This window comes from Staphylococcus sp. GDY8P47P (genome assembly GCF_016892225.1).
In the GTDB taxonomy this organism is placed as follows: domain Bacteria; phylum Bacillota; class Bacilli; order Staphylococcales; family Staphylococcaceae; genus Staphylococcus; species Staphylococcus borealis.
Genome location: NZ_JAFENV010000017.1, coordinates 62,823 through 83,072 on the forward strand (window position 1 = coordinate 62,823; position 20,250 = coordinate 83,072).

The 20,250-nt window shown below is 33.8% G+C and carries 15 protein-coding genes; 5 read left to right on the plus strand and 10 right to left on the minus strand.

All coding sequences use genetic code 11. The features are described from left to right. Positions 1 to 193: 193 nt before the first annotated feature. From nrdF to nrdI, 3 genes are all read right to left on the minus strand, one after another. Positions 194 to 1,162: a class 1b ribonucleoside-diphosphate reductase subunit beta gene (nrdF, locus tag JVV30_RS07280; protein WP_053029945.1), complete on the minus strand. Its 969-nt coding sequence runs from the start codon at positions 1,160 to 1,162 to the stop codon at positions 194 to 196. Positions 1,163 to 1,289: 127 nt separating this feature from the next. Beyond that, positions 1,290 to 3,395 carry a class 1b ribonucleoside-diphosphate reductase subunit alpha gene (gene nrdE, locus JVV30_RS07285; RefSeq protein WP_070854255.1) on the minus strand — a complete coding sequence of 702 codons (2,106 nt, stop codon included), beginning with the start codon at positions 3,393 to 3,395 and terminating at the stop codon, positions 1,290 to 1,292. Then, a complete protein-coding gene (gene nrdI / locus JVV30_RS07290) occupies positions 3,358 to 3,756 on the minus strand; it encodes a class Ib ribonucleoside-diphosphate reductase assembly flavoprotein NrdI (RefSeq protein WP_070854254.1) in 399 nt (132 codons plus the stop codon). The genes nrdE and nrdI overlap by 38 nt, the downstream gene beginning before the upstream one ends. Positions 3,757 to 4,546: 790 nt before the next feature. On the opposite strand from nrdI, the gene JVV30_RS07295 reads away from it, so the two are divergent. The 4 genes from JVV30_RS07295 (at position 4,547) to JVV30_RS07310 (ending at position 8,960) form a co-directional block, all read left to right on the plus strand. After that, positions 4,547 to 5,431: a DMT family transporter gene (locus JVV30_RS07295; protein ID WP_204193915.1), complete on the plus strand. Its 885-nt coding sequence runs from the start codon at positions 4,547 to 4,549 to the stop codon at positions 5,429 to 5,431. 5 nt (positions 5,432 to 5,436) lie between these two features. After that, on the plus strand, positions 5,437 to 5,937 hold the full coding sequence (gene queF / locus JVV30_RS07300; RefSeq protein WP_053029949.1) for a preQ(1) synthase: 501 nt from the start codon (positions 5,437 to 5,439) through the stop codon (positions 5,935 to 5,937). A 303-nt stretch (positions 5,938 to 6,240) separates the two neighbouring features. Beyond that, positions 6,241 to 7,746, plus strand: a complete 1,506-nt coding sequence (locus JVV30_RS07305) for an S-Cys-Gly-3M3SH uptake peptide MFS transporter (protein WP_053029950.1) — start codon at positions 6,241 to 6,243, stop codon at positions 7,744 to 7,746. A 287-nt stretch (positions 7,747 to 8,033) separates the two neighbouring features. Then, positions 8,034 to 8,960, plus strand: a complete 927-nt coding sequence (locus tag JVV30_RS07310) for a diacylglycerol/lipid kinase family protein (protein WP_053029951.1) — start codon at positions 8,034 to 8,036, stop codon at positions 8,958 to 8,960. 73 nt (positions 8,961 to 9,033) lie between these two features. Here JVV30_RS07310 and JVV30_RS07315 read toward each other — a convergent pair whose 3' ends face one another. From JVV30_RS07315 to JVV30_RS07345, 7 genes are all read right to left on the minus strand, one after another. After that, positions 9,034 to 9,567 (minus strand): 5' nucleotidase, NT5C type, encoded by a 534-nt coding sequence (locus JVV30_RS07315; protein WP_053029952.1) that lies wholly within the window; start codon positions 9,565 to 9,567, stop codon positions 9,034 to 9,036. A gap of 179 nt (positions 9,568 to 9,746) precedes the next feature. Next, positions 9,747 to 10,802: a histidinol-phosphate transaminase gene (gene hisC, locus JVV30_RS07320; RefSeq protein WP_070854249.1), complete on the minus strand. Its 1,056-nt coding sequence runs from the start codon at positions 10,800 to 10,802 to the stop codon at positions 9,747 to 9,749. 93 nt (positions 10,803 to 10,895) lie between these two features. Then, complete coding sequence (locus JVV30_RS07325) at positions 10,896 to 12,410, minus strand: peptide MFS transporter (RefSeq protein WP_053029954.1); 1,515 nt, start codon at positions 12,408 to 12,410, stop codon at positions 10,896 to 10,898. Between the two features lie 270 nt (positions 12,411 to 12,680). After that, the gene (locus tag JVV30_RS07330) at positions 12,681 to 14,195 is read right to left on the minus strand and encodes an ABC transporter permease/substrate-binding protein (RefSeq protein WP_204193917.1); all 1,515 of its coding nucleotides are present in this window, start codon (positions 14,193 to 14,195) and stop codon (positions 12,681 to 12,683) included. Beyond that, on the minus strand, positions 14,192 to 15,160 hold the full coding sequence (locus JVV30_RS07335; protein WP_204193919.1) for an ABC transporter ATP-binding protein: 969 nt from the start codon (positions 15,158 to 15,160) through the stop codon (positions 14,192 to 14,194). Before JVV30_RS07335 ends, JVV30_RS07330 begins: the two co-directional genes overlap by 4 nt. A 298-nt stretch (positions 15,161 to 15,458) precedes the next feature. Beyond that, entirely contained in the window at positions 15,459 to 17,237 is a 1,779-nt protein-coding gene (gene recQ, locus JVV30_RS07340) for a DNA helicase RecQ (RefSeq protein WP_204193921.1), read from the minus strand. 14 nt (positions 17,238 to 17,251) lie between these two features. Beyond that, positions 17,252 to 19,132 carry an ABC-F family ATP-binding cassette domain-containing protein gene (locus JVV30_RS07345; RefSeq protein WP_070854241.1) on the minus strand — a complete coding sequence of 627 codons (1,881 nt, stop codon included), beginning with the start codon at positions 19,130 to 19,132 and terminating at the stop codon, positions 17,252 to 17,254. A gap of 119 nt (positions 19,133 to 19,251) precedes the next feature. Here JVV30_RS07345 and JVV30_RS07350 point away from each other — a divergent pair, with 119 nt between their 5' ends. Further along, positions 19,252 to 20,070: a ZIP family metal transporter gene (locus tag JVV30_RS07350; protein WP_053029959.1), complete on the plus strand. Its 819-nt coding sequence runs from the start codon at positions 19,252 to 19,254 to the stop codon at positions 20,068 to 20,070. Positions 20,071 to 20,250 lie beyond the last annotated feature (180 nt).

The window sequence follows — 20,250 nt, forward strand, 5'->3', positions numbered from 1 at the left end:
AGTTGGGGTTACGACGAATTTAAAAGAATTCTGTCCCACTCCCACAAGCAAAGCACGTTGGGCAAGCGAGCCAACAATATGAAGTATTGTAAATAAAGAAACCAGTAAATGCGTTTTAACAAACACATTTACTGGCTAACGTTCTGAGAACTAGGTCTCAGATGCTTTTTCATTTATATCATGTTGTTACTGATTAATCTTCAAAAATAAAATCTTCATCTTGTAATGCTTCTACATTTAATGCCAATGTGTAACCATCACCTTTTACTGAGAAGAAGTCATGGTTTTTAGTTGAAGTATCTAAAGCATTCTCAATGATAGGATTAAATTCTTTTTCCTCAAAGTAAGGTTCGAAACCTAAATTTGATAAAGCTTTATTTCCATTATATTGAACATAATTCAATACATCTTCACTTAAGCCGATATCATCATATAGCAAGTGTGTATAAGAGACTTCATTTGCATATAAATCCTCTAATAATTTATACATTTCTTTGTCTGCTTTTTGTTTTTCATTTTCAGAAAGTTCATTACGCAAACTTTGTGCATCTAGTCCTGTAAATACACCATGGATCGATTCGTCTAATAAAATCTTTCTAATGATCTCACCAGAAGTAGTCATTCTACCTTGTCCAGCTAGGTATAGAGGATAATAGAAACCAGAATAGAATAGGAATGTCTCTAAAAATACACTTGAAACTCTCGCAATATATTGATCATATATAGAGGCTTCTTTTCCCCACAATTTATGATAATTTTCGATAATTTTATCAGATTTATATTTTAAATGAGGCTCTTCAATAACCCAAGTATCTAGCAAATAGTTCGTTTCACTAGAAGGAAGTAAAGTTGTAAAAATATGTGAATAACTTTTCGCATGAATTTGTTCCATCATTGCCATAAATGAATACACTGCTTTTTTACGTAAGTCTGTTGTGTGTAACATAATCAACGGCATACCATCATCTGCTTGATGTGTATCCAATCCTGTTAATCCTGCTAATGCACGTTTAAATGTATTTTTCTCGTCTTCAGTTAGTGTCTTCCAACTTGCAATATCTTTTGATACTTTAAATTCTGTTTCTACCCACATTTGAGAAATATTCTGACGCCAAAACATATTCGTCATATCTTCTTGGGTATTCCAATTGACGGCCTTCATTTAAAAATCCTCCTTAATTACTAAAAAGCAAATCTCATTCGTTAAAGGGAAAGGAGGTGAATCAATTTGTCGTGTTGACCCTACAACCTTCCCCTATTTAATACTTTATTCTGTTAACTTCTAAAAATTAAATTGCACAACTTGTACATTCTTCAACGCTTAATAATTTATTACGCGTATAATATAGTGATTTAAGCCCTTTGTGATGCGCATAAACATATAATCTTGATAATTCACGTGTTGAAATTTCAGAATTCACATATAAGATTGTTGAAATACCTTGGTCCACGTGTGTTTGAATCGTAGCAATCAAATCGATGAGTTTCATTTGATCAGTATTGAAAGCTGATTTATAGTACCACATTGTCTCTGGAGACAAGAATGGCATTGGGTAAAATGTTTCAGCGTTTCCATACGTACGACGCTCAATTTGATCAACAATTGGCATAACTGAACTTGTTGCATTTTGTACATATGAAATACTTTGTGTAGGTGCAATCGCTAATCTATATGCATGATATAAACCATGTTGTTGCACTTGTTCTTGTAATGCTTTCCAATCATTAGCCGTTGGAATATCAATATGATCAAATAAACGTTTTACCTTTTCAAATTTAGGTTGAAAGTCTTGAGATGTATAGAAGTCAAAATATTTGCCACTAGCATAATCAGACTTATCAAAATCTTGATATACTTCACCACGTTCTTTAGCAATTTCCATTGAACGCTCAATTGAGTAGTAGTTCATCATCATGAAGAATATATTCGCAAAATCTTTAGCTTCTTCTGATTCATACCCTATTTTATTTTTAGCTAAATAACCATGTAAGTTCATAACACCGAGTCCAACTGAGTGTAACTCACTATTCGCTTTTCTAACGCCTGGTGCATTTTGGATATTAGCTTCATCACTAACTACAGTTAACGCATCCATTCCAGTATGAACAGAGTCTTTAATTTTACCTGTTTCCATGACATTAACGATATTTAATGAACCTAAGTTACAAGATATATCACGTTTGATTTCATCTTCAATACCATAATCGTTAATTACTGATGTTTCTTGTAACTGGAAGATTTCTGTACATAAGTTACTCATTTTAATTTGACCAATATTTGAATTGGCATGCACTTTATTCGCATTATCTTTAAACATTAAATATGGGTAGCCTGATTGTAATTGTGTTTGTGCAATCATATTCAACATTTCTCTTGCATCTTTTTTCTTCTTAACAATATTAGGGTTTGCTACCATATCGTCATAATATTTTTCTAAATCAATATCATCTAGTGTTACACCATATTCTTGTTTAACCGTATGTGGTGCAAACATATAGAAATCTTTGCCTTCTTTTGCTAAATCAAAGAATTTAGAAGGTACAATTAAACCAGTAGAAATTGTTGATAAACGCAAGTCTTCATCAGCGTTTACTTTTTTAGTGTCTAAGAATTCTTCAACATCATAATGGAAGATATTTAAATAGACAGCACCAGCACCTGGACGTTGACCGAGTTGATCTGCGTAGCTAAATCCACCCTCTAACGCTTTCGCTACAGGTAGCACACCTTTCGCTACACCTTTAATACCTTTAATAGCTTCACCACGGGCACGTAATTTAGATAGGTTGATTGCTACACCACCACCAATTTTACTTAGCTGTTTGGCAGTAGAATCAATGAAGTTGATAGAATTTAAGCTATCATCCACTTCTAACAAGAAACATGATACTAATTCACCACGACGTGCGCGTCCTGCATTTAAGAACGTTGGTGTCGCAGGTTGGTATCGTTGTTCAATCATTGCTAGAATAAATTGCTTTGCTTGTTGTTTATTGCCGTCTGCTAAATAAAGTGCAACGATTGCGACATGTTGATTATAATCTTCTAGATATTGTGATTTATCGTTAGTTTTTAACGCATAATCTTTATAGAACTTACTAGCAGACATGTAGCTTGCAAATTCAAAGTTGATTGATTTAGCAAATTCTGTGATTTCAACTAAGTCTGATTCGCTATATTTCTCGAAGACATTAAAATAAAAATTGTTATCTACGAGATAGTGTAATCGTTCAATCTCACTGTCAAAATAAATTGTTTTATCATGGATTTCTTCAAGATAAACCGCTAATGCTTCCTGATCCTTCTCTAAGTTAAAGAAACCATTGTCTTTACGTTTCGTAACTTCATTATTTAGTTCAATATGATTGTACTTTTTCTCGTTCATCATTTTCATTGAAATGCCCCACCTTATTTTTAAATTCAATAACATCTTTATTAGAACCTTGTACTTCAAATTTCATTAATAGAGGTACATGATATGATTCGGAAATTGTTTTACCCGCTTTAGCAAAGTTTTGTCCCCAATTTCGGTTACCACTTGCTGCAACTGCGCGTAAATTTTGATGATTAACATCTAAAAACGATTGTACTTCTTTAGGCACTTCACCAAATCCAATTGTTCCCGTAACTAAAATATAAGGTTCATCAAATGGCTCTGTACAATTATCTTTAGTTATCTCCATTACATCTGAAATTTCACTTCGCTTGATAAATCTTCTTACATTACCAGAAAAAGAGAAATAAACTACTTTCATTGGAACGCCTTCTTTCGTCAGTCCATATTATTAACTAAAAAGAAGTTCTCTTAATTAAATAAGAAAACTTGCTAGACATTAAATACGACATATTTTAGACATTTATTTGGATGTCAACTAGCTGATGATCGTTATACTTAAAAGAAGTGACTTTCGTTTCCAGCCACTACATGTAGTGTTTAGACTAAAATTTCGAGACTATTTCATCTATTAGCTCGTTCGTATAAATAGCATTGAATTAGGGATTTATACTTAAAATCCAGTGTGAAATTTCTATTAAAATGAATAATTTTTATAACACAAACTTTTTATACAACCACAACATGTTGTGGTTCATTTACAAATTCAATACTATATTCTGTGTTTCATTATACAGAATTGCTCTCTTAATTGAAAGTAACTATTTCGTGACAAAAGTTCGGAAAAACGTCTGAATGTGCATCACATCAAACTTAAATTGATACAAATATTTATTTTTGAATATTTAATGTGTTTTAGTTGCATTTTCACCAGCAATATAAATGATTGAATTGTCAGCGTTCTTGAAGACCAATTATTTAAACAATCAATGTATTTTGTACAATTATTCAAGTATATATTATATTTCACTCTAAAAACACGAATATAACATTTATAAAAAAATGGCATCTAACGTGTTTTTACCTAAACAGAACGTTTGTTCGTATTTAAATCATATTACATCCCTATATTATTTTCAAGTATTTATGCATTACTAATTGAATTATGCTACTATATATACGGTAATTTTTTACAAATGAGGCGATTAACCTTGAATCCAAAAGTTAAGGGCATCATTGCAATTCTAATTTCAGCGATTGGTTTTAGTTTTATGTCTGTATTTTTCAGGCTTGCAGGAGACTTACCTGTATTTCAAAAATCATTAGCAAGAAATTTTGTCGCAATGTTTATCCCATTATTTTTCATATTTAAATATAAACAGCCTATGTTCGGGAAATTAAGTAGTCAACCTCTGTTAATTTCTCGCTCTACATTAGGACTTATAGGTGTTTTATTAAATATATATGCCATTGATCATATGGTATTAAGCGATGCAGATACGCTAATGAAACTTAATCCTTTTTGGACAATTTTACTTAGTTTAATTTTTCTAAATGAGAAAGTTCGTAAATATCAAATCGTTGCTATGATTGTAGCAATCTTTGGTATGTTATTTATCGTTAAACCTGAGTTTTCTTCAACAATGATTACGTCATTAGCCGGATTATTCTCAGGTATTTTCGCAGCCTCTGCATACACATGTGTTCGTGCACTTAGTACTAGAGAAGCACCTTATACTATCGTGTTTTATTTTTCATTATTTTCAGTTGTCGTTTTAATTCCGTTTTCAATTGCGACATATGAACCAATGACAACTATACAAATGGTTTACCTTTTAGGAGCGGGTCTTTCAGCAGCAGTTGGCCAAATTGGTATTACACTTGCCTATAGCTTTGCACCTGCGAAGGACATATCTATCTTTACGTATGCTTCGATTATTTTCACAGCGGTCTTCGGATTTATTCTGTTCGAAGAAACACCAGATTTCTATGCACTCATTGGTTATGTCATTATCATCGGCGCAAGCTATTATATGTTTGAAAAAGCGCGACGACAAACAGTACCAACGCAACACCAAACTAACACTAAGGAGTGATTCATATGACGCAAGGACGTCAGAAAGAAGAACTACAAGATATTACTTTATTAGGTAATCAAAACAATAAATATGAATTTGACTATACGCCAGAAGTTTTAGAAACATTTGACAATAAACATCAAGGGCGCGATTACTTTGTAAAATTTAATTGTCCTGAATTTACATCTCTCTGTCCTATTACAGGTCAACCGGATTTCGCTACCATTTATATTTCATATATTCCAAATGTTAAAATGGTAGAATCTAAATCATTAAAATTATACTTATTTAGTTTTAGAAATCATGGCGACTTCCACGAGGATTGCATGAATATTATTATGAACGATTTAATAGAGTTAATGGATCCACATTATATCGAAGTTTGGGGTAAATTCACGCCACGTGGTGGTATTTCTATCGATCCGTATACAAATTATGGCCGCCCTAATTCTAAATATGAAAAAATGGCTGAGCATCGATTAATGAACCACGATTTATATCCAGAAAAAATAGATAATAGATAATAGATTAATAAAATCCACTAAATTGTTTGACAATTTAGTGGATTTTTTCATTATTTGTGATATTTTATTTAAATTTACTATTGCCTATTAGTGAATTAAAGCGTATTTTATTATTATCATTTAAAATTACAAAAGAGTAAGATGATCTAAATAAAGCAACTTATTCTCATTCGATTTTAAATCATCAACTCATTGACTGAAATTTCTAAAAATTTCTATTTTTAAGAAATTACATTATTTTACATATCATCATCTTGATTATTAAATTTCAGTCTTTAAAGGGAAGAAAGGATTGGGATACATATGGCAACAAACAATTCCCATGAACAAGCAGTTCAAACAATACCTCAGCGTGGATTCTTCGGACATCCTAACGGCTTAGGTGTACTATTCTTTGTAGAATTTTGGGAGCGATTTAGTTATTACGGTATGCGCGCCATGCTCATTTTCTACATGTATGACCAAATTAAAAATGGCGGTCTAGGCATTGATCAAACGACTGCAATGTCTATTATGTCAGTTTACGGGGCATTAATTTACATGTCTTCAATTCCAGGTGCATGGGTCGCAGATAGACTCTTCGGTACTAGAGGCGCGACCTTGATCGGTGCAGTACTGATTATTATTGGACATATTTGTTTAAGTTTACCATTCGCAATGTTTGGGTTATTTGCATCAATGTTCTTTATCATTATCGGTTCTGGTTTAATGAAACCAAATATTTCAAACATTGTTGGACGATTATATCCTGAGAATGATACGCGTATGGATGCTGGGTTCGTTATATTCTATATGTCAGTTAACTTAGGCGCATTAATCTCACCAATTATCTTGCAACATTTCCTTGATGTGAAAAATTATCACGGTGGTTTCTTAATCGCAGCAATTGGTATGGCATTAGGTTTAGTATGGTATATGATTTTCAACAAGAAAAATTTAGGCTCTGTTGGTATGAATCCAACAAATCCACTTTCTCCTGAAGAAAAAAGAAAATATGGATTAATTGTTAGCTTAGTTGTAATCGTAATTGCTATTGTATTATTAGTTACATACTTTACTAATACTTTATCATTTAACCTGATTAGTAATACTGTTTTAGTTCTAGGTATTGCATTACCAATTATTTACTTTACAACGATGATTCGAAGTAAAGAAGTTACAGATGTAGAACGTTCTCGCGTTAAAGCATTTATTCCATTATTTATTCTAGGAATGTTATTCTGGGGAATTCAAGAACAAGGTTCAAACGTTTTAAATATTTATGGATTAGAGCGTTCTGATATGCAACTGAATTTATTTGGTTGGCAGACACAATTTGGTGAAGCATGGTTCCAATCAATTAACCCATTATTTATCCTACTCTTCGCACCAGTCGTTTCAACAATCTGGTTAAAAATGGGTAAAAGACAACCAAGCTTACCAGTCAAGTTTGGTATTGGTACCTTATTAGCAGGTGCTTCATATATTCTAATGGGACTTATCGGTATGAGTTATGGTGATTCACACTTCTCAGTAAACTGGGTCATCCTATCTTATGTAATCTGTGTGGTTGGTGAATTATGTTTATCACCTACAGGTAATAGTGCAGCAGTTAAATTAGCACCGAAAGCATTTAATGCGCAAATGATGAGTGTTTGGTTATTAACAAACGCATCTGCACAAGCACTTAATGGTACGTTAGTTAAATTAATTGAACCTTTAGGTCAAACGAATTACTTTATCTTCTTAGGTAGTGTAGCAATTGTCATTACTGTGATTATCTTAGCTTTCACACCGAAGATTTCTAAAGCAATGAAAGGTATTCATTAACCTTTTAGGCTATTTAAAAAGCGTCCTAATGTTTAGGGATGCTCAATCTTATTCACAGTAACTGAGTGAACTAAGAAGTCATTTATATTCAGCTTTGCGAGTCATACTTTTAGGGATGGAACAATGAATTCAAATTGAATTCTGTTCCATCCTTTTTCTTTGTGTATCAACGTAAAAAGTGTAATCATAAAGACTTGAGCACTTGAAATACGCAAATCATAATTAAGCAAACCTGATTTTGGGTAAATATAAGATAATTAAAGTAAATTACGAAAGTAGGCATTATTATGGATCAAACATTTAATCATGGGGTTCTTTTTTACCATGAACATAGTGGTCTAAAAGATATATATGATGGTTTAGGAGAAGTCACTAAATCGCTAACAACCATTTGTAAGCATTTATCCATTCAATTAAGTGAAAATGAAGGCGACATCATTAAATATTGTGAAGATATTAAAAATCAAAACTATAGCAGTGATGTGGATATTGTCTTCATATTAGGTGGCGATGGTACTGTTAATGAACTTATCAATGGTGTTATGACACATCAACTGAACCTCCCTATCGGAATTATTCCTGGAGGGACATTTAATGACTTTACTAAAACATTAAATCTACATCCAGACTTCCGAAAAGCCAGTGAGCAGTTAAAGACTTCACATTTAGAATCATATGATGTCATGAAAGTAAATGATACGTACGTACTCAATTTCGTTGGCTTAGGATTAATCGTTCAAAACGCTGAAAATGTCCAAGAAGGTCGTAAAGACATCTTCGGCAAGTTGAGCTATGTCGGTTCTACCGTTAAAACATTAATGAACCCTGAACATTTCGATTATAAATTAACTGTAGATGACAAAGAATATACAGGTAACACATCAATGCTTGTTGTTGCTAACGGCCCAAACATAGGCGGTAGTCGTATTCCACTTGTCGATTTATCTCCTCAAGATGGTAAAGTGAATAGCTTTATCTTTGATAAACAAAGTTTCACTATTCTTAATGACATCTTTAAGAAACGCGATAGTATGGATTGGAACGAAATTACAAATGGGATTGATCATATTGCTGGTGAGCATATTACATTATCCACGGATCCAATTATGAAAGTAGACATTGACGGTGAAATTAATTTAGAAACACCTATTTCTATTGAAGTTCTGCCAAAAGCAATTCAAATTCTAACTTTCCCAGAAAATGCTGAACAATAACTATTAATTCTATCAATATAAAAGCGATTAAGGTTAATGACTCATTCATCATACCTTAATCGCTTATTTTTAATTATGCTTCAAGAAAGAATGCTTCCACATCTTTCCATCCATTAACACGTTTAAAGCGTTCTTCATTAACATTATGAGACGCAGTAAACATGATTGGTTCTCCTTCAAAAATTTGTAATTGTCGTGGATTATCATCAATGAGATAATCTGTTTTTACTATATTTTTACGACCGCAAAAGATAAATTGTTGAGGGTCTAAAAATGGGAAGAACTCAAGTAACCATTCATATTTATCATGAAATGATGTTGGTACATCCATCGCCGCTGTTGCAATGTAAACATCGTAATGTTCTGTTAATTTCTCAACTACCTCTTGTGCATGTGGCATTACCTTTAGATTTCTAAAAAAGCCAGGCGCTCTTAAAATATCACGCACTAATCCATCGTGTTCCGGTATCACGTTTTTAAGCTTTTGACCATTGAGCGACTCAACCGTGATCCCTAATTCAGTTTTAACATTAACCGCTTCAATAATGGCACCTAATGTGTCTGCTAAGACTTCATCCATATCAATAGCTATAGATTTTCTAGACATAATATCTCTCCCTTAATCATCACCTATATACTGTTAAAGTATAGCAAAAATTTAAAAGAGAGTGGTACAGAATTCATATCGAATTGATTGTACCACTCTCTTGCTATATTTAAATTTATAGCACTATCAGAACTGATTCAATTATCTTGCATCGAAAACTTAATCCGTTAGATTCGCTTTTAATAATCAAAGCGTTTCAATACTTCTATCATCTTGTCATTTTGTTCTGGGAATCCGATTGTAATACGGACACCAGTTGGAAATGGTCGTGTAATACAACCAACATTTAATAATGCTTCGTATAATTCTTGTGCTTTGTTTGTAACCACAAATACAAAGTTCGTTTGACTTGGTAAGAAATGTTTACTTTGCGGTATATCATAAAATTTCTGACGTTCGACTGCATTTTTAGCTGTAATTTCATTTAAATAGTCTTGATCTTCTAACGCTGCAATGGCGGCATATTCTGAAATACGAGTGACATTAAATGGTGGACGAATGATGTTCCATTTTTCAATTGCTTCATTCGTAGCAACAACATAACCTACACGTAATCCTGCTAGGCCATAAGCTTTAGAGAACGTTCTTAATAAAAATGCATTATCAAAACGTTCTTGCAATTTCAATGTATCAGGATAATCATTTGCCGTAACGAACTCGAAGTATGCTTCATCAATCAATACTGGTACGTGACTAGGCACTTGTTCTAAAAAGTGTTCTAGTTCATCATGAGTGAAATACGTTCCAGTTGGGTTGTTAGGATTACATAACCATACTAAGGCAGTATCTTCATCTACTTCTTGTATAATCCCATCTAAATCGAAGCCACCCTCTTTCAATGGTACTTGGACAACATCAGCTGATTCTACAATCGCGTTGTGATAGTACTGACCAAATGTTGCTTCACTCGTTACAATCTTATCACCCGGTGTTAATACCGCTCTTGAAATCATCAAGATAACTTCATCTAACCCAGCACCAAATAGAATTCTAGACGCATCCACATTCAAGTGCTCACTAATTGCTTTGCGTAGTGATGGCGACCCAGTTTCCGGGTAGTAGAATAATTCATCTACGTGCGCTTGAACTGCTTCTTTTGCTTTTGGAGAAGGGCCATATAAATTCTCATTTGAGGCAAGTTTATATAGGTCCCCTTCAATGCCATGTTTTTCTTTAAGTGCTTGTGGTGATAAACCTGGTTGATACGCTGTTAATTGATTTAATTGTTGTTTCATTGCCAACCACTCCTTTTCATAAATATAAAATGTTTATTCAATTATAAATGATGTTGCTTACACAATATCAAATTGCAGGACCGCTATCGTATCTTAATGTACGCCATTCATTGCTTTTTTAACAATTGGAGAAATCGCAACTAAGATCACACCAATGAGAAGTGTAAACAATCCAGAATATAAGAAGAATTCTTTTTCACTAATAATTTTAAATAGGACAACAATTTGACTATTGATACTTTGTGCAGTCGCGTTACTTAACATCCATAGTGCCATCATCTGTGCTGAGAATTTTGCAGGTGCTAATTTAGACGTTACTGATAACCCAACTGGTGAAATACATAATTCTCCCAATGTGATTAAGAAGAAACTTAACACCAACCAAATAGGATGAATCATTTGAACATGACTACTTAACGGTATAATCATGACTAAATAAGATAACCCAGCGAAAATTGCACCTAGTGCAAATTTGTATACTGTACTTGGATTATGCTTACCTAATTTCGTCCATATACTAGCAAAGATAGGTGCTAATATAATGATAAATACCGGGTTGATTGACTGGAACCAGGCTGCTGGTATATGAAAATCGAGAACACCATTTGTCAGTTTACCCAAACTTAGTTCAGTCTTCTGATCTGCAAAGTTAGCTAAAACTGTTGAACCTTGTTCTTGAATCATCCAGAATGCAACAGATGTAATAAATAACGGTATGTAACTATAAATTCTTGAACGCTCTTCTTTACGCGTCTTATGACTTGATAACATATAAACAAAAATACAAATCGGTAATACGATACCTACGAATGTAACAATCATACTAAAACTAGATAGGCTTAATTGTCCAGTAAATTGCAAGATAAGTAGGATAATTGCGAAAATTAACACGATAATACCAGTAATAATTGATAACCTTTTGATTTCTTCTTTGCGAAGCGGATTAGGCACACTTAAACCAGCTAATCCTAAGTTCTTTTTATTGGTAATATAGTATGTCACTAATCCTACGAACATACCTACTGCAGCTACAGCGAAACCATAGTGGAAGCCTAGTCTTGTTTGTAAATATCCTGTCGCAAATGGTGCTAAAAAGCTACCTAGGTTAATACCCATATAAAAAATAGTAAATGCTGCATCTAAACGTCTGTCATTATGGTCATATAATTCTCCAACGGTAGTCGAGATATTAGGTTTCAATAAACCTGTACCAATAATAAGCAGTAATAATGCAATCATAACTACGGTTAAACTACCCGGTATCGTCAACAGAATATGTCCAAACATAATGAGTATGCCACCATAAAACAGGGCATGACGTGTGCCAATCATTCTGTCTGCGATCCAACCTCCGATGGTACCAGACATATAGATAAGCGCACCGTATAACGATACAATTTGTAGTGCTGTCCCTTGTGGTAAACCAAAGCCACCTTTACTAACAGAATAGTACAGATAATAAGCTAAAATGGCTTTCATACCATAGTAACTGAATCGCTCCCAAAATTCAGTAAAGAATAGTGTACTTAAACCTTTAGGATGACCGAAAAATCCTTTTTGAGGTACACTCTCCACTATTTCTTGTCTAGAATAGTTCTTTGTATTCATTTTCTCCCCCCTAAAACCATACACGCTAATTTTGTGTATTTATTCATTAGTGTAAATAAAATTAAATCAGATTACAATTGTCTATACAAAATTCTCACTGAAAAAAAGAAGCAGGACAGAAATTGAAATCAATTCGTTGTCCCGCTCCATGAGGATCATTCGTACTATGAGAAACTAAATTTTAGCGTTTTTCAGTCTAGCAATCATCTAAGACACTTTTATCAAGTAGCCTTAAAATCATCGTTGTATGTCAATCGCTATACACTTCTTTTATTTGATTAAACCTTCTTGTTCAAGATAATGTTTTGCAACCTTGTAAGGATCTTCATTTTTTACGGTAACTTTATAATTCATTTCTTGCATCTCTTCATCGGAAATTTTACCTTTTAACTTATTCAATGGTTTTTTAATTTCAGGATGTTCTTTTAAGAATTTCTCTTTAAACATCGGTGCACCTTGATATGGTGGGAAGACATGCTTATCATCCTTTAAAACGACCATATCATATTGTTTTAATTCCGCATCGGTTGAATACGCATCAATTAAATTGATATCGCCTTTTTCGACTGCAGTATATCGTAATTTTGGCTCCATTTTTTTAATATTTGATAAATCGAGTCCATAAGCTTTAGACACAGCTTTGTAACCATCAGGACGGTCATTAAATTCCATCGTAAATCCTGGTTTAAGTTTGTCCTCGACTTTTTGTAAATCACCTATCGTTTTAATATTATTGTCTTTAGCGAAATCCTTTTTTACTGCTAACGCATAAGTGTTGTTGTATTTCATAGGTTCTAACATGGTCATGTCATATTTTTTCTCTAAACTTTGTTTAGCTTGTTGATATACAGCATCTTCTTGTTTAGATTTTAAATCTTCTTTCGTTAATTCTCCTAACACTGTACCTGTAAATTCTAAATAACCATCTATATCATCTGATTTCAAAGCATTGAAGAGGAATGATGTTTTCCCCATACCATCTTTAACATCAACTGTGTTGTCTGTTTCATCTTCAATTAAAATTTTATACATATTGGTAATAATTGAAGGTTCTGAACCTAATTTACCTGCAAGCGTAATTGTGTCCCCTTTTTTCCCGAAAAGTGGCACAACAATGACCAATAATATAATAAGGATCATCACTCCAACAGTGATTAATAATTTCTTGTAAGACAATTTCTCCATATATCGCAATATCAAATCAAACATAATAGCGAGTAATGCAGCAGGAATCGCACCAATAAGAATGAGTGATGCGTTATTACGGTCAATACCTAGTAAGATTAAATCACCAAGTCCGCCTGCACCGATTAATGCAGCTAAAGTTGCTGTACCGATAATTAATACCATTGCTGTACGAATACCGGCCATCATCACTGGCATGGCAATAGGTAACTCAACTCTCGTTAATCGACGCATCGGTTTCATACCTATACCTTTAGCAGCTTCAATGAGTGATGGGTCGACTTCTTTAATGCCTGTATATGTATTTCTTAAAATTGGTAACAAGGCATACACAACTAACGCGATAATTGCAGGAAGTCGACCAATACCAAAGATTGGAATCATCAAGCCTAATAATGCTAAAGATGGAATAGTTTGTAATATTGCCGCTATATTCATGATGACTTCAGACAAACGCTTCGTTTTCGTTAAAGCAATCCCTAGTGGAACAGCGATTAAGATCGCGATTAATAATGCGATAAATGATATTTGAATATGTTCTACAATGGTTGTAAATACTTCGCCTTTACGGTCGTTGAGGGTGCTCAATAAGTCACTCATGCTTTACCCTCCTTATCGTAGTCATCTTGAGATAAAAATTTAAAGACATCTTCACGCTTTAAGAGAGACTGCGTAGAAGTTGATGCATCATTCACAATTACCGCTTCATGCTGTGCTAATTTCGAATAAATTGAACGTAATTGGGCATCACTATTGATGATTGGGTAATCGTGTTGTGTTTCTTTCTCTGTGAGCGGCGTTGTAATCTTTAAGTCTTTCAACTGCAATGTTTCTTGATTTTGATCTAAATGACTTCCCATAAATTCTTCTACAAATGCATTTTTAGGTTGATCTCGAAACGCTTGCGGTGTATCAATTTGTTCAACACGGCCATGGTTGAGTAAGCAAATACGATCGCCTAACTTCATGGCTTCTTGTATATCATGTGTGACGAACACGATTGTCTTCTTTATTTGTGTTTGTAATGTTATTAAATCATCTTGTAGCTTCTCACGACTTATCGGGTCCAATGCGCTGAATGGCTCATCCATCAATATGACTGGAGGATCGGCAGCTAATGCTCTGATTACCCCAACCCTTTGGCGTTGGCCACCTGATAATTCATCTGGTTTACGATCACGATATTTTTCTGGTTCTAAACCAACCATTGTAAGTAATTCGTCTACACGTCGATCTATATCTTTGTCTTTCCATTTTTTCATCTGTGGCACTTGTGCAATATTTTCTTTAATTGTCATATGCGGAAAAAGTGCAATTTGCTGTAACACATATCCGATGTCCCATCGCATTTCATAAACGGGATAATCGCTAATGGGCTTATCTTTGAAATAAATATAGCCTTCACTTAACGGAATTAGTCTGTTAATCATTTTCAAAGTGGTCGTTTTTCCACACCCAGATGGGCCGATGAGTACAAAGAACTCGCCTTCATTGATTTTGAAACTCACATTATCGACAGCTACATTATTGCCATAACGTTTGGTTACGTTTTTAAATTCAATCATTTAGTCACCTTCATTTAATCTACCTATTTAAAATGTTTGCATTCTTATTCCCTATTTAAACATGTTTAATGATGAATTCATATTAAATTAGTCATATTATTGTAATTATATTTAAAACATATAGCATAACAATATAAATAAAAATTAAAGAGAGTAGGATAGAATGTTTTGTGCATTCATTATCCTACTCTCAGGTAAATTGGACTGTCTTTTCAATTCAGTTAGTTGCTATGCATTTGCTCAGGCGCCTCATAACATTGTTTGTTCTAGGTTCTCCTAATATATTTAGATGTTGCGTCTATATACTGGCTTTATAAGAGTGAATAGTTTCTAAGAACTTCGGACAATAATGTTTTAGCTTGTAACTACCAACACCATCAATAGATATCATTTCTTGTTTAGATTCCGGTTTACGTTTAGCAAATTCTTCTAAGGTATAATCTGAAAAGATACTTACCGGCGCAATATTTAATTTCTCACTTAATTTACGACGTACTTCAACCAATTCACTGTATAATGCACGATCGACACCTTCAACTGTATTGATATAAACCTTCTCTTTAGATTTTTGTTTAAATGGTGTCGTAAATACCTTAATTTCATCATTAAGTAGCTTTTTAACACTTTCATCACATATCAATATTTCATCAAATTCATTTAAAAATCCTTTAAAGCGTAATTCGTCTATTAAATGACTTAATTCTGAAGTAGTATAATCTTTCATTAAGCCATGTGTCGTCAACTTATCATAGTCATTATACTTAATATAATCACTTGTTTCTCCACGCAAGACTTGAATGATTACACTGTAACTTTCTTTTTGACGCATACGTGCAATACAACTAATAATCATTTTAGCTTCTTGTGTCATATCATATGTTTTATTTTGTTGAATACAGCTACTACATCGGCCACACTCTTCTAACTTTTCATTGGGTTCAAAGTAATGAACGACTGTTGCTTCGAGACATTTTTTTGTTTTTGTGTATTGAATCATTTTAGTAAGTTTTTCACCCATTTTATCTTTGTAGTCCTCATCGGCCTGTGACACCGTAATAAAGTATTCATGTAAACCTTTATCACGCTCACTAAATAAAAGGATGCATTCACTTTCTAATCCATCACGCCCTGCACGGCCTGCCTCTTGATAATATGATTCCAGATCACCGGGCATATTGTAGTGTATGACGTATCTAACATTTGATTTGTCTATCCCCATACCAAATGCATTTGTCGCAATAACAACTTTAACTTTGTCATAGACAAATTCATTTTGAGCTGTCTCGCGTTCTTTATTTGTTAAACCTGCATGATAAATAGCAGAAGAAACATTTATAACGTCAAGCGCTTCTTGTAACTCTTCAACTTGTTTACGTGTAGAACAATAGATTATACCCGCTTGTTCTTTATGCTTTTGCACATAGTCTACGACAAATTTTTGACGTTGATACGTAGGATTCACTTTAAAAATAAGGTTACGGCGTTTTGTACTCGTTTTTACTTCATCGTGCCTATCGATGTTTAACTTTTCCATAATATCTTGTTGCACTTCTGCAGTTGCTGTTGCCGTCAGTGCGACAATTGTAAAGTTTTGGGGTAATGTGAATACTTTCTTAATCACACTTTGATAGCTAGGTCTAAAATCATGACCCCATTTAGATATGCAATGGGCTTCATCAAATGCGATAAGATGAATATCAATACGACTTAATAAACTTAAAAAATATTGATTATCAAAACGTTCTGGTGCCACATATAAAAATTGAATATGACCCTTCATTAAATCATTTTCAATGTCTTTTTGTTGTTTCTTGGTTAAACTACTATTTAAATAGGCGGCTTTAATTCCCATAGCCTTAAGCTGATCGACTTGGTCTTTCATTAAAGAGATTAATGGACTAATGACAATCGTCGTTCCGCCCAACATTAAACCAGGCACTTGATAACAGATTGATTTCCCACCACCTGTAGGTAATACGCCTAACACATTATGATGATTCATTATTTTAGTTATGATTTCTTTTTGCCCCGGTCTAAACTTCTCATAGCCAAAATAATGCGATAATGTTGCTTCCATACTTTACATTCCCCTTATTGCTCTTTTAGTTCTTCTAATTCACTCCATCTCGTGATGTCTGTTTCATATGTTAGCTCTAATTGTTCTTTCTCTTCATTTAATTCTTTGATTTTGGCATAATCAGCACTAGCCGCAATCATCTCTTCATCGATTTCTTCTAAACGTGTTTCTGTTTGATCAATACGTTCCATCAATGACTCATATTCACGTTTTTCTTTATATGATAAGCCAGATTTTTTTCGAACAGTTGGCTTTTGTTTCGGCTGTTGCGCCTGTTTCTCTAATGTCGCAATTTTATCTTGCTCTTTCTTGTATACCTCATAATCTTCAAACGTTCCTACGATACGTTCCATTTTCCCATCATGAATATACCAATATGCTTGAGCAACTTTATTTAAGAAGTAACGATCATGACTCACAGTGATAACTGAACCACCAAATGTACTAATATAATCTTCCAAAATGGTTAAAGTTTCAGTATCCAAATCGTTTGTAGGCTCATCTAATAATAATACATTAGGTTGATGTACGAGCAAACGTAGTAAATATAAACGCTTTTGTTCTCCACCCGATAATTTGTAAATCTTTTTACCATGCGTTGCACTTGGGAATAAGAAGCGTTCAAGTAATTGTGTTACAGAAATGGATGTGCCATCCTTTTCTTTAGCCACTTCACTTTCTTCTCTCAAGTAATCAATCATACGTATGTCTCTATCTAACGTTTCTTCTGTTTGTTTGAAGTAGGCTACTTTTACAGTCTGACCAATTTTAAGCGTGCCTGTATAATCATTATCTTCTCCACTTAAAATATTTAATAATGTCGTTTTACCAGCACCATTCGGACCAACAATACCAATACGCTGACCGCTTTGAATGATTTCTGTAATATCTTCAAACAACGTTTTACCATTCATTTGTTTAGATACGTGTTCCAGTTCATACACTTGCTTACCTAATCTTGAATATGCCAAGTTAAGTTGACCCTTATCTTGAACATGATGGCCTTGAACTTCTGATTCCAAATCATTAAAACGATTGATACGTGCTTGTTGTTTTGTCGTTCTTGCCTTAGCACCAGCTCTCATCCACGCTAATTCCTGTTTATATAAAGCCTTTTGTTTGTCTTGTTGCTTTTGTTCGATCAATTCATTTTCAGCTCGCATTGCGATGTAATCTTCATAATTACCCGGATACGATTTTAATTTACCTCGATCAAGCTCAATGATTCTACTCGCGATTTCATTTAAAAAGTAACGATCATGCGTTACAAATAAAACAGTGTGAGGATATTGTTTGATGTAATTGATTAGCCATGTAATGGATTCAAAATCAAGATGGTTCGTTGGCTCGTCTAGTAATAATAAATCAGGTTGTTCTATTAACGTCTTAGCTAGTACGACTCGTTTTTGTTGTCCACCAGACAGCTCACTTATCTTTTTAGTCGTATCGTGAATACCTAGTTTAGATAAGATTGTTTTGATTTCTGCATTATAATCCCACGCATGATGTCGATCCATAGCTTCTTGCGCTTCCATCATTTTTTGAAAATGCGTATCATCCTGGTGTTGTGTATAATTTGTTACGGCTTCTTCATAAGCTTTAATAATTCGAAGTGTTGTTGTATCAGAGCTAAGTACAGCTTGGAAGACCGTCATAGTGCCATCTAAATCTTGTTTTTGAGAAGAATAACGTATACGATATTGATTAGGATGTGTAATATCAGCTGTAAAATCATCGTCTAGATTGCCAATCACTTTAAGTAATGTACTTTTACCAGTACCATTAATTCCTACTAGTCCTATTTTTTCATGTTCAGAAATAGATAGGTTTAAATCATCGAAAATGATTTTATCCGCATATGATTTATTTAAATGTTCTATTTTGTACGCTTCCATGCTTCTACTTCCTTTTCCAAATCGAAATATCGAATTTTTAAATATTTTTTGATAAGCTTAAATCAGTTCTATATATTATACACCTTTTTAAAGTTAAATGATACAAGGAGACAAGAGTTATGATTGACTTTTTCGAAAGTTTACCGCCCTATTTACAGGCACTTATAGCCGGTATTATTACGTGGCTACTCACTGCATTGGGTGCGGCTGCTGTGTTTGTATTCAAATCCGTTAATGAACGCATATTAACTTCAATGCAGGGCTTTGCTGCTGGGATTATGATTGCCGCCAGTTTCTGGTCATTATTACAACCTTCAATTGAATATGGTAAAGATGGTAGTTTACCTGCCTGGTTACCTGCTGCAATTGGATTTTTATTTGGTGGCATCTTCATACGTGCCCTCGATTCAGTTATCCCCCATTTACACCAAAGAATTGGAGATAAAAGTCAATACCGCGAAGGTGTAAAAACGTCATTAAGTAAGAATACACTCTTAGTACTTGCCATTACGTTACATAATATTCCAGAAGGTCTATCAATCGGTGTTGCTTTTGGTGGTATCGCGACTGGTAATAGCCAAGCAACATTTCTAGGCGCTTTGGGCTTAGCAATAGGGATTGGGATTCAAAATATTCCAGAAGGTGCGGCATTATCTATGCCAATCAGAGCTGCTGGTGCATCTCGTTGGAAAGCCTTTAATTACGGCCAAGCTTCTGCAATTGTTGAACCCATTTTTGCTACGATTGGTGCGGCGTTAATATTAGTGATTACGCCTGTGTTACCATATGCTTTAGCTTTTGCAGCTGGCGCTATGATATTCGTTGTTGTCGAAGAGCTCATACCTGACTCACAATCTGGTAATAATACAGATTTGGCAACATTAAGTTTAATGTTAGGCTTTACTATTATGATGATTTTAGACGTTGCGCTTGGCTAATTGATGTAAATAGCATAAATATTTAAATTATATTGTTCTATATTTTGTTAATACCACTACTGATAATGGGTATCTAAATTATGTAGTATGTTACAAATTAATCATGAAACAACGTCTAGAAAGTTAAGTTTTAGACAAAGGGAGTGGGGACAGAATTCTTTTTGAATTCGTCGTCCACTC

Coding starts and splice junctions, on each gene's coding strand:
- JVV30_RS07315 (WP_053029952.1), bottom strand. CDS start 9,567: ATGTCTAGAAAATCTATAGCTATTGATATGGATGAAGTCTTAGCAGAC.
- JVV30_RS07330 (WP_204193917.1), bottom strand. CDS start 14,195: ATGAGTGACTTATTGAGCACCCTCAACGACCGTAAAGGCGAAGTATTT.
- JVV30_RS07310 (WP_053029951.1), top strand. CDS start 8,034: ATGGATCAAACATTTAATCATGGGGTTCTTTTTTACCATGAACATAGT.
- nrdF (WP_053029945.1), bottom strand. CDS start 1,162: ATGAAGGCCGTCAATTGGAATACCCAAGAAGATATGACGAATATGTTT.
- JVV30_RS07350 (WP_053029959.1), top strand. CDS start 19,252: ATGATTGACTTTTTCGAAAGTTTACCGCCCTATTTACAGGCACTTATA.
- JVV30_RS07335 (WP_204193919.1), bottom strand. CDS start 15,160: ATGATTGAATTTAAAAACGTAACCAAACGTTATGGCAATAATGTAGCT.
- nrdI (WP_070854254.1), bottom strand. CDS start 3,756: ATGAAAGTAGTTTATTTCTCTTTTTCTGGTAATGTAAGAAGATTTATC.
- hisC (WP_070854249.1), bottom strand. CDS start 10,802: ATGAAACAACAATTAAATCAATTAACAGCGTATCAACCAGGTTTATCA.
- JVV30_RS07325 (WP_053029954.1), bottom strand. CDS start 12,410: ATGAATACAAAGAACTATTCTAGACAAGAAATAGTGGAGAGTGTACCT.
- JVV30_RS07305 (WP_053029950.1), top strand. CDS start 6,241: ATGGCAACAAACAATTCCCATGAACAAGCAGTTCAAACAATACCTCAG.
- JVV30_RS07345 (WP_070854241.1), bottom strand. CDS start 19,132: ATGGAAGCGTACAAAATAGAACATTTAAATAAATCATATGCGGATAAA.
- queF (WP_053029949.1), top strand. CDS start 5,437: ATGACGCAAGGACGTCAGAAAGAAGAACTACAAGATATTACTTTATTA.
- recQ (WP_204193921.1), bottom strand. CDS start 17,237: ATGGAAGCAACATTATCGCATTATTTTGGCTATGAGAAGTTTAGACCG.
- nrdE (WP_070854255.1), bottom strand. CDS start 3,395: ATGAAAATGATGAACGAGAAAAAGTACAATCATATTGAACTAAATAAT.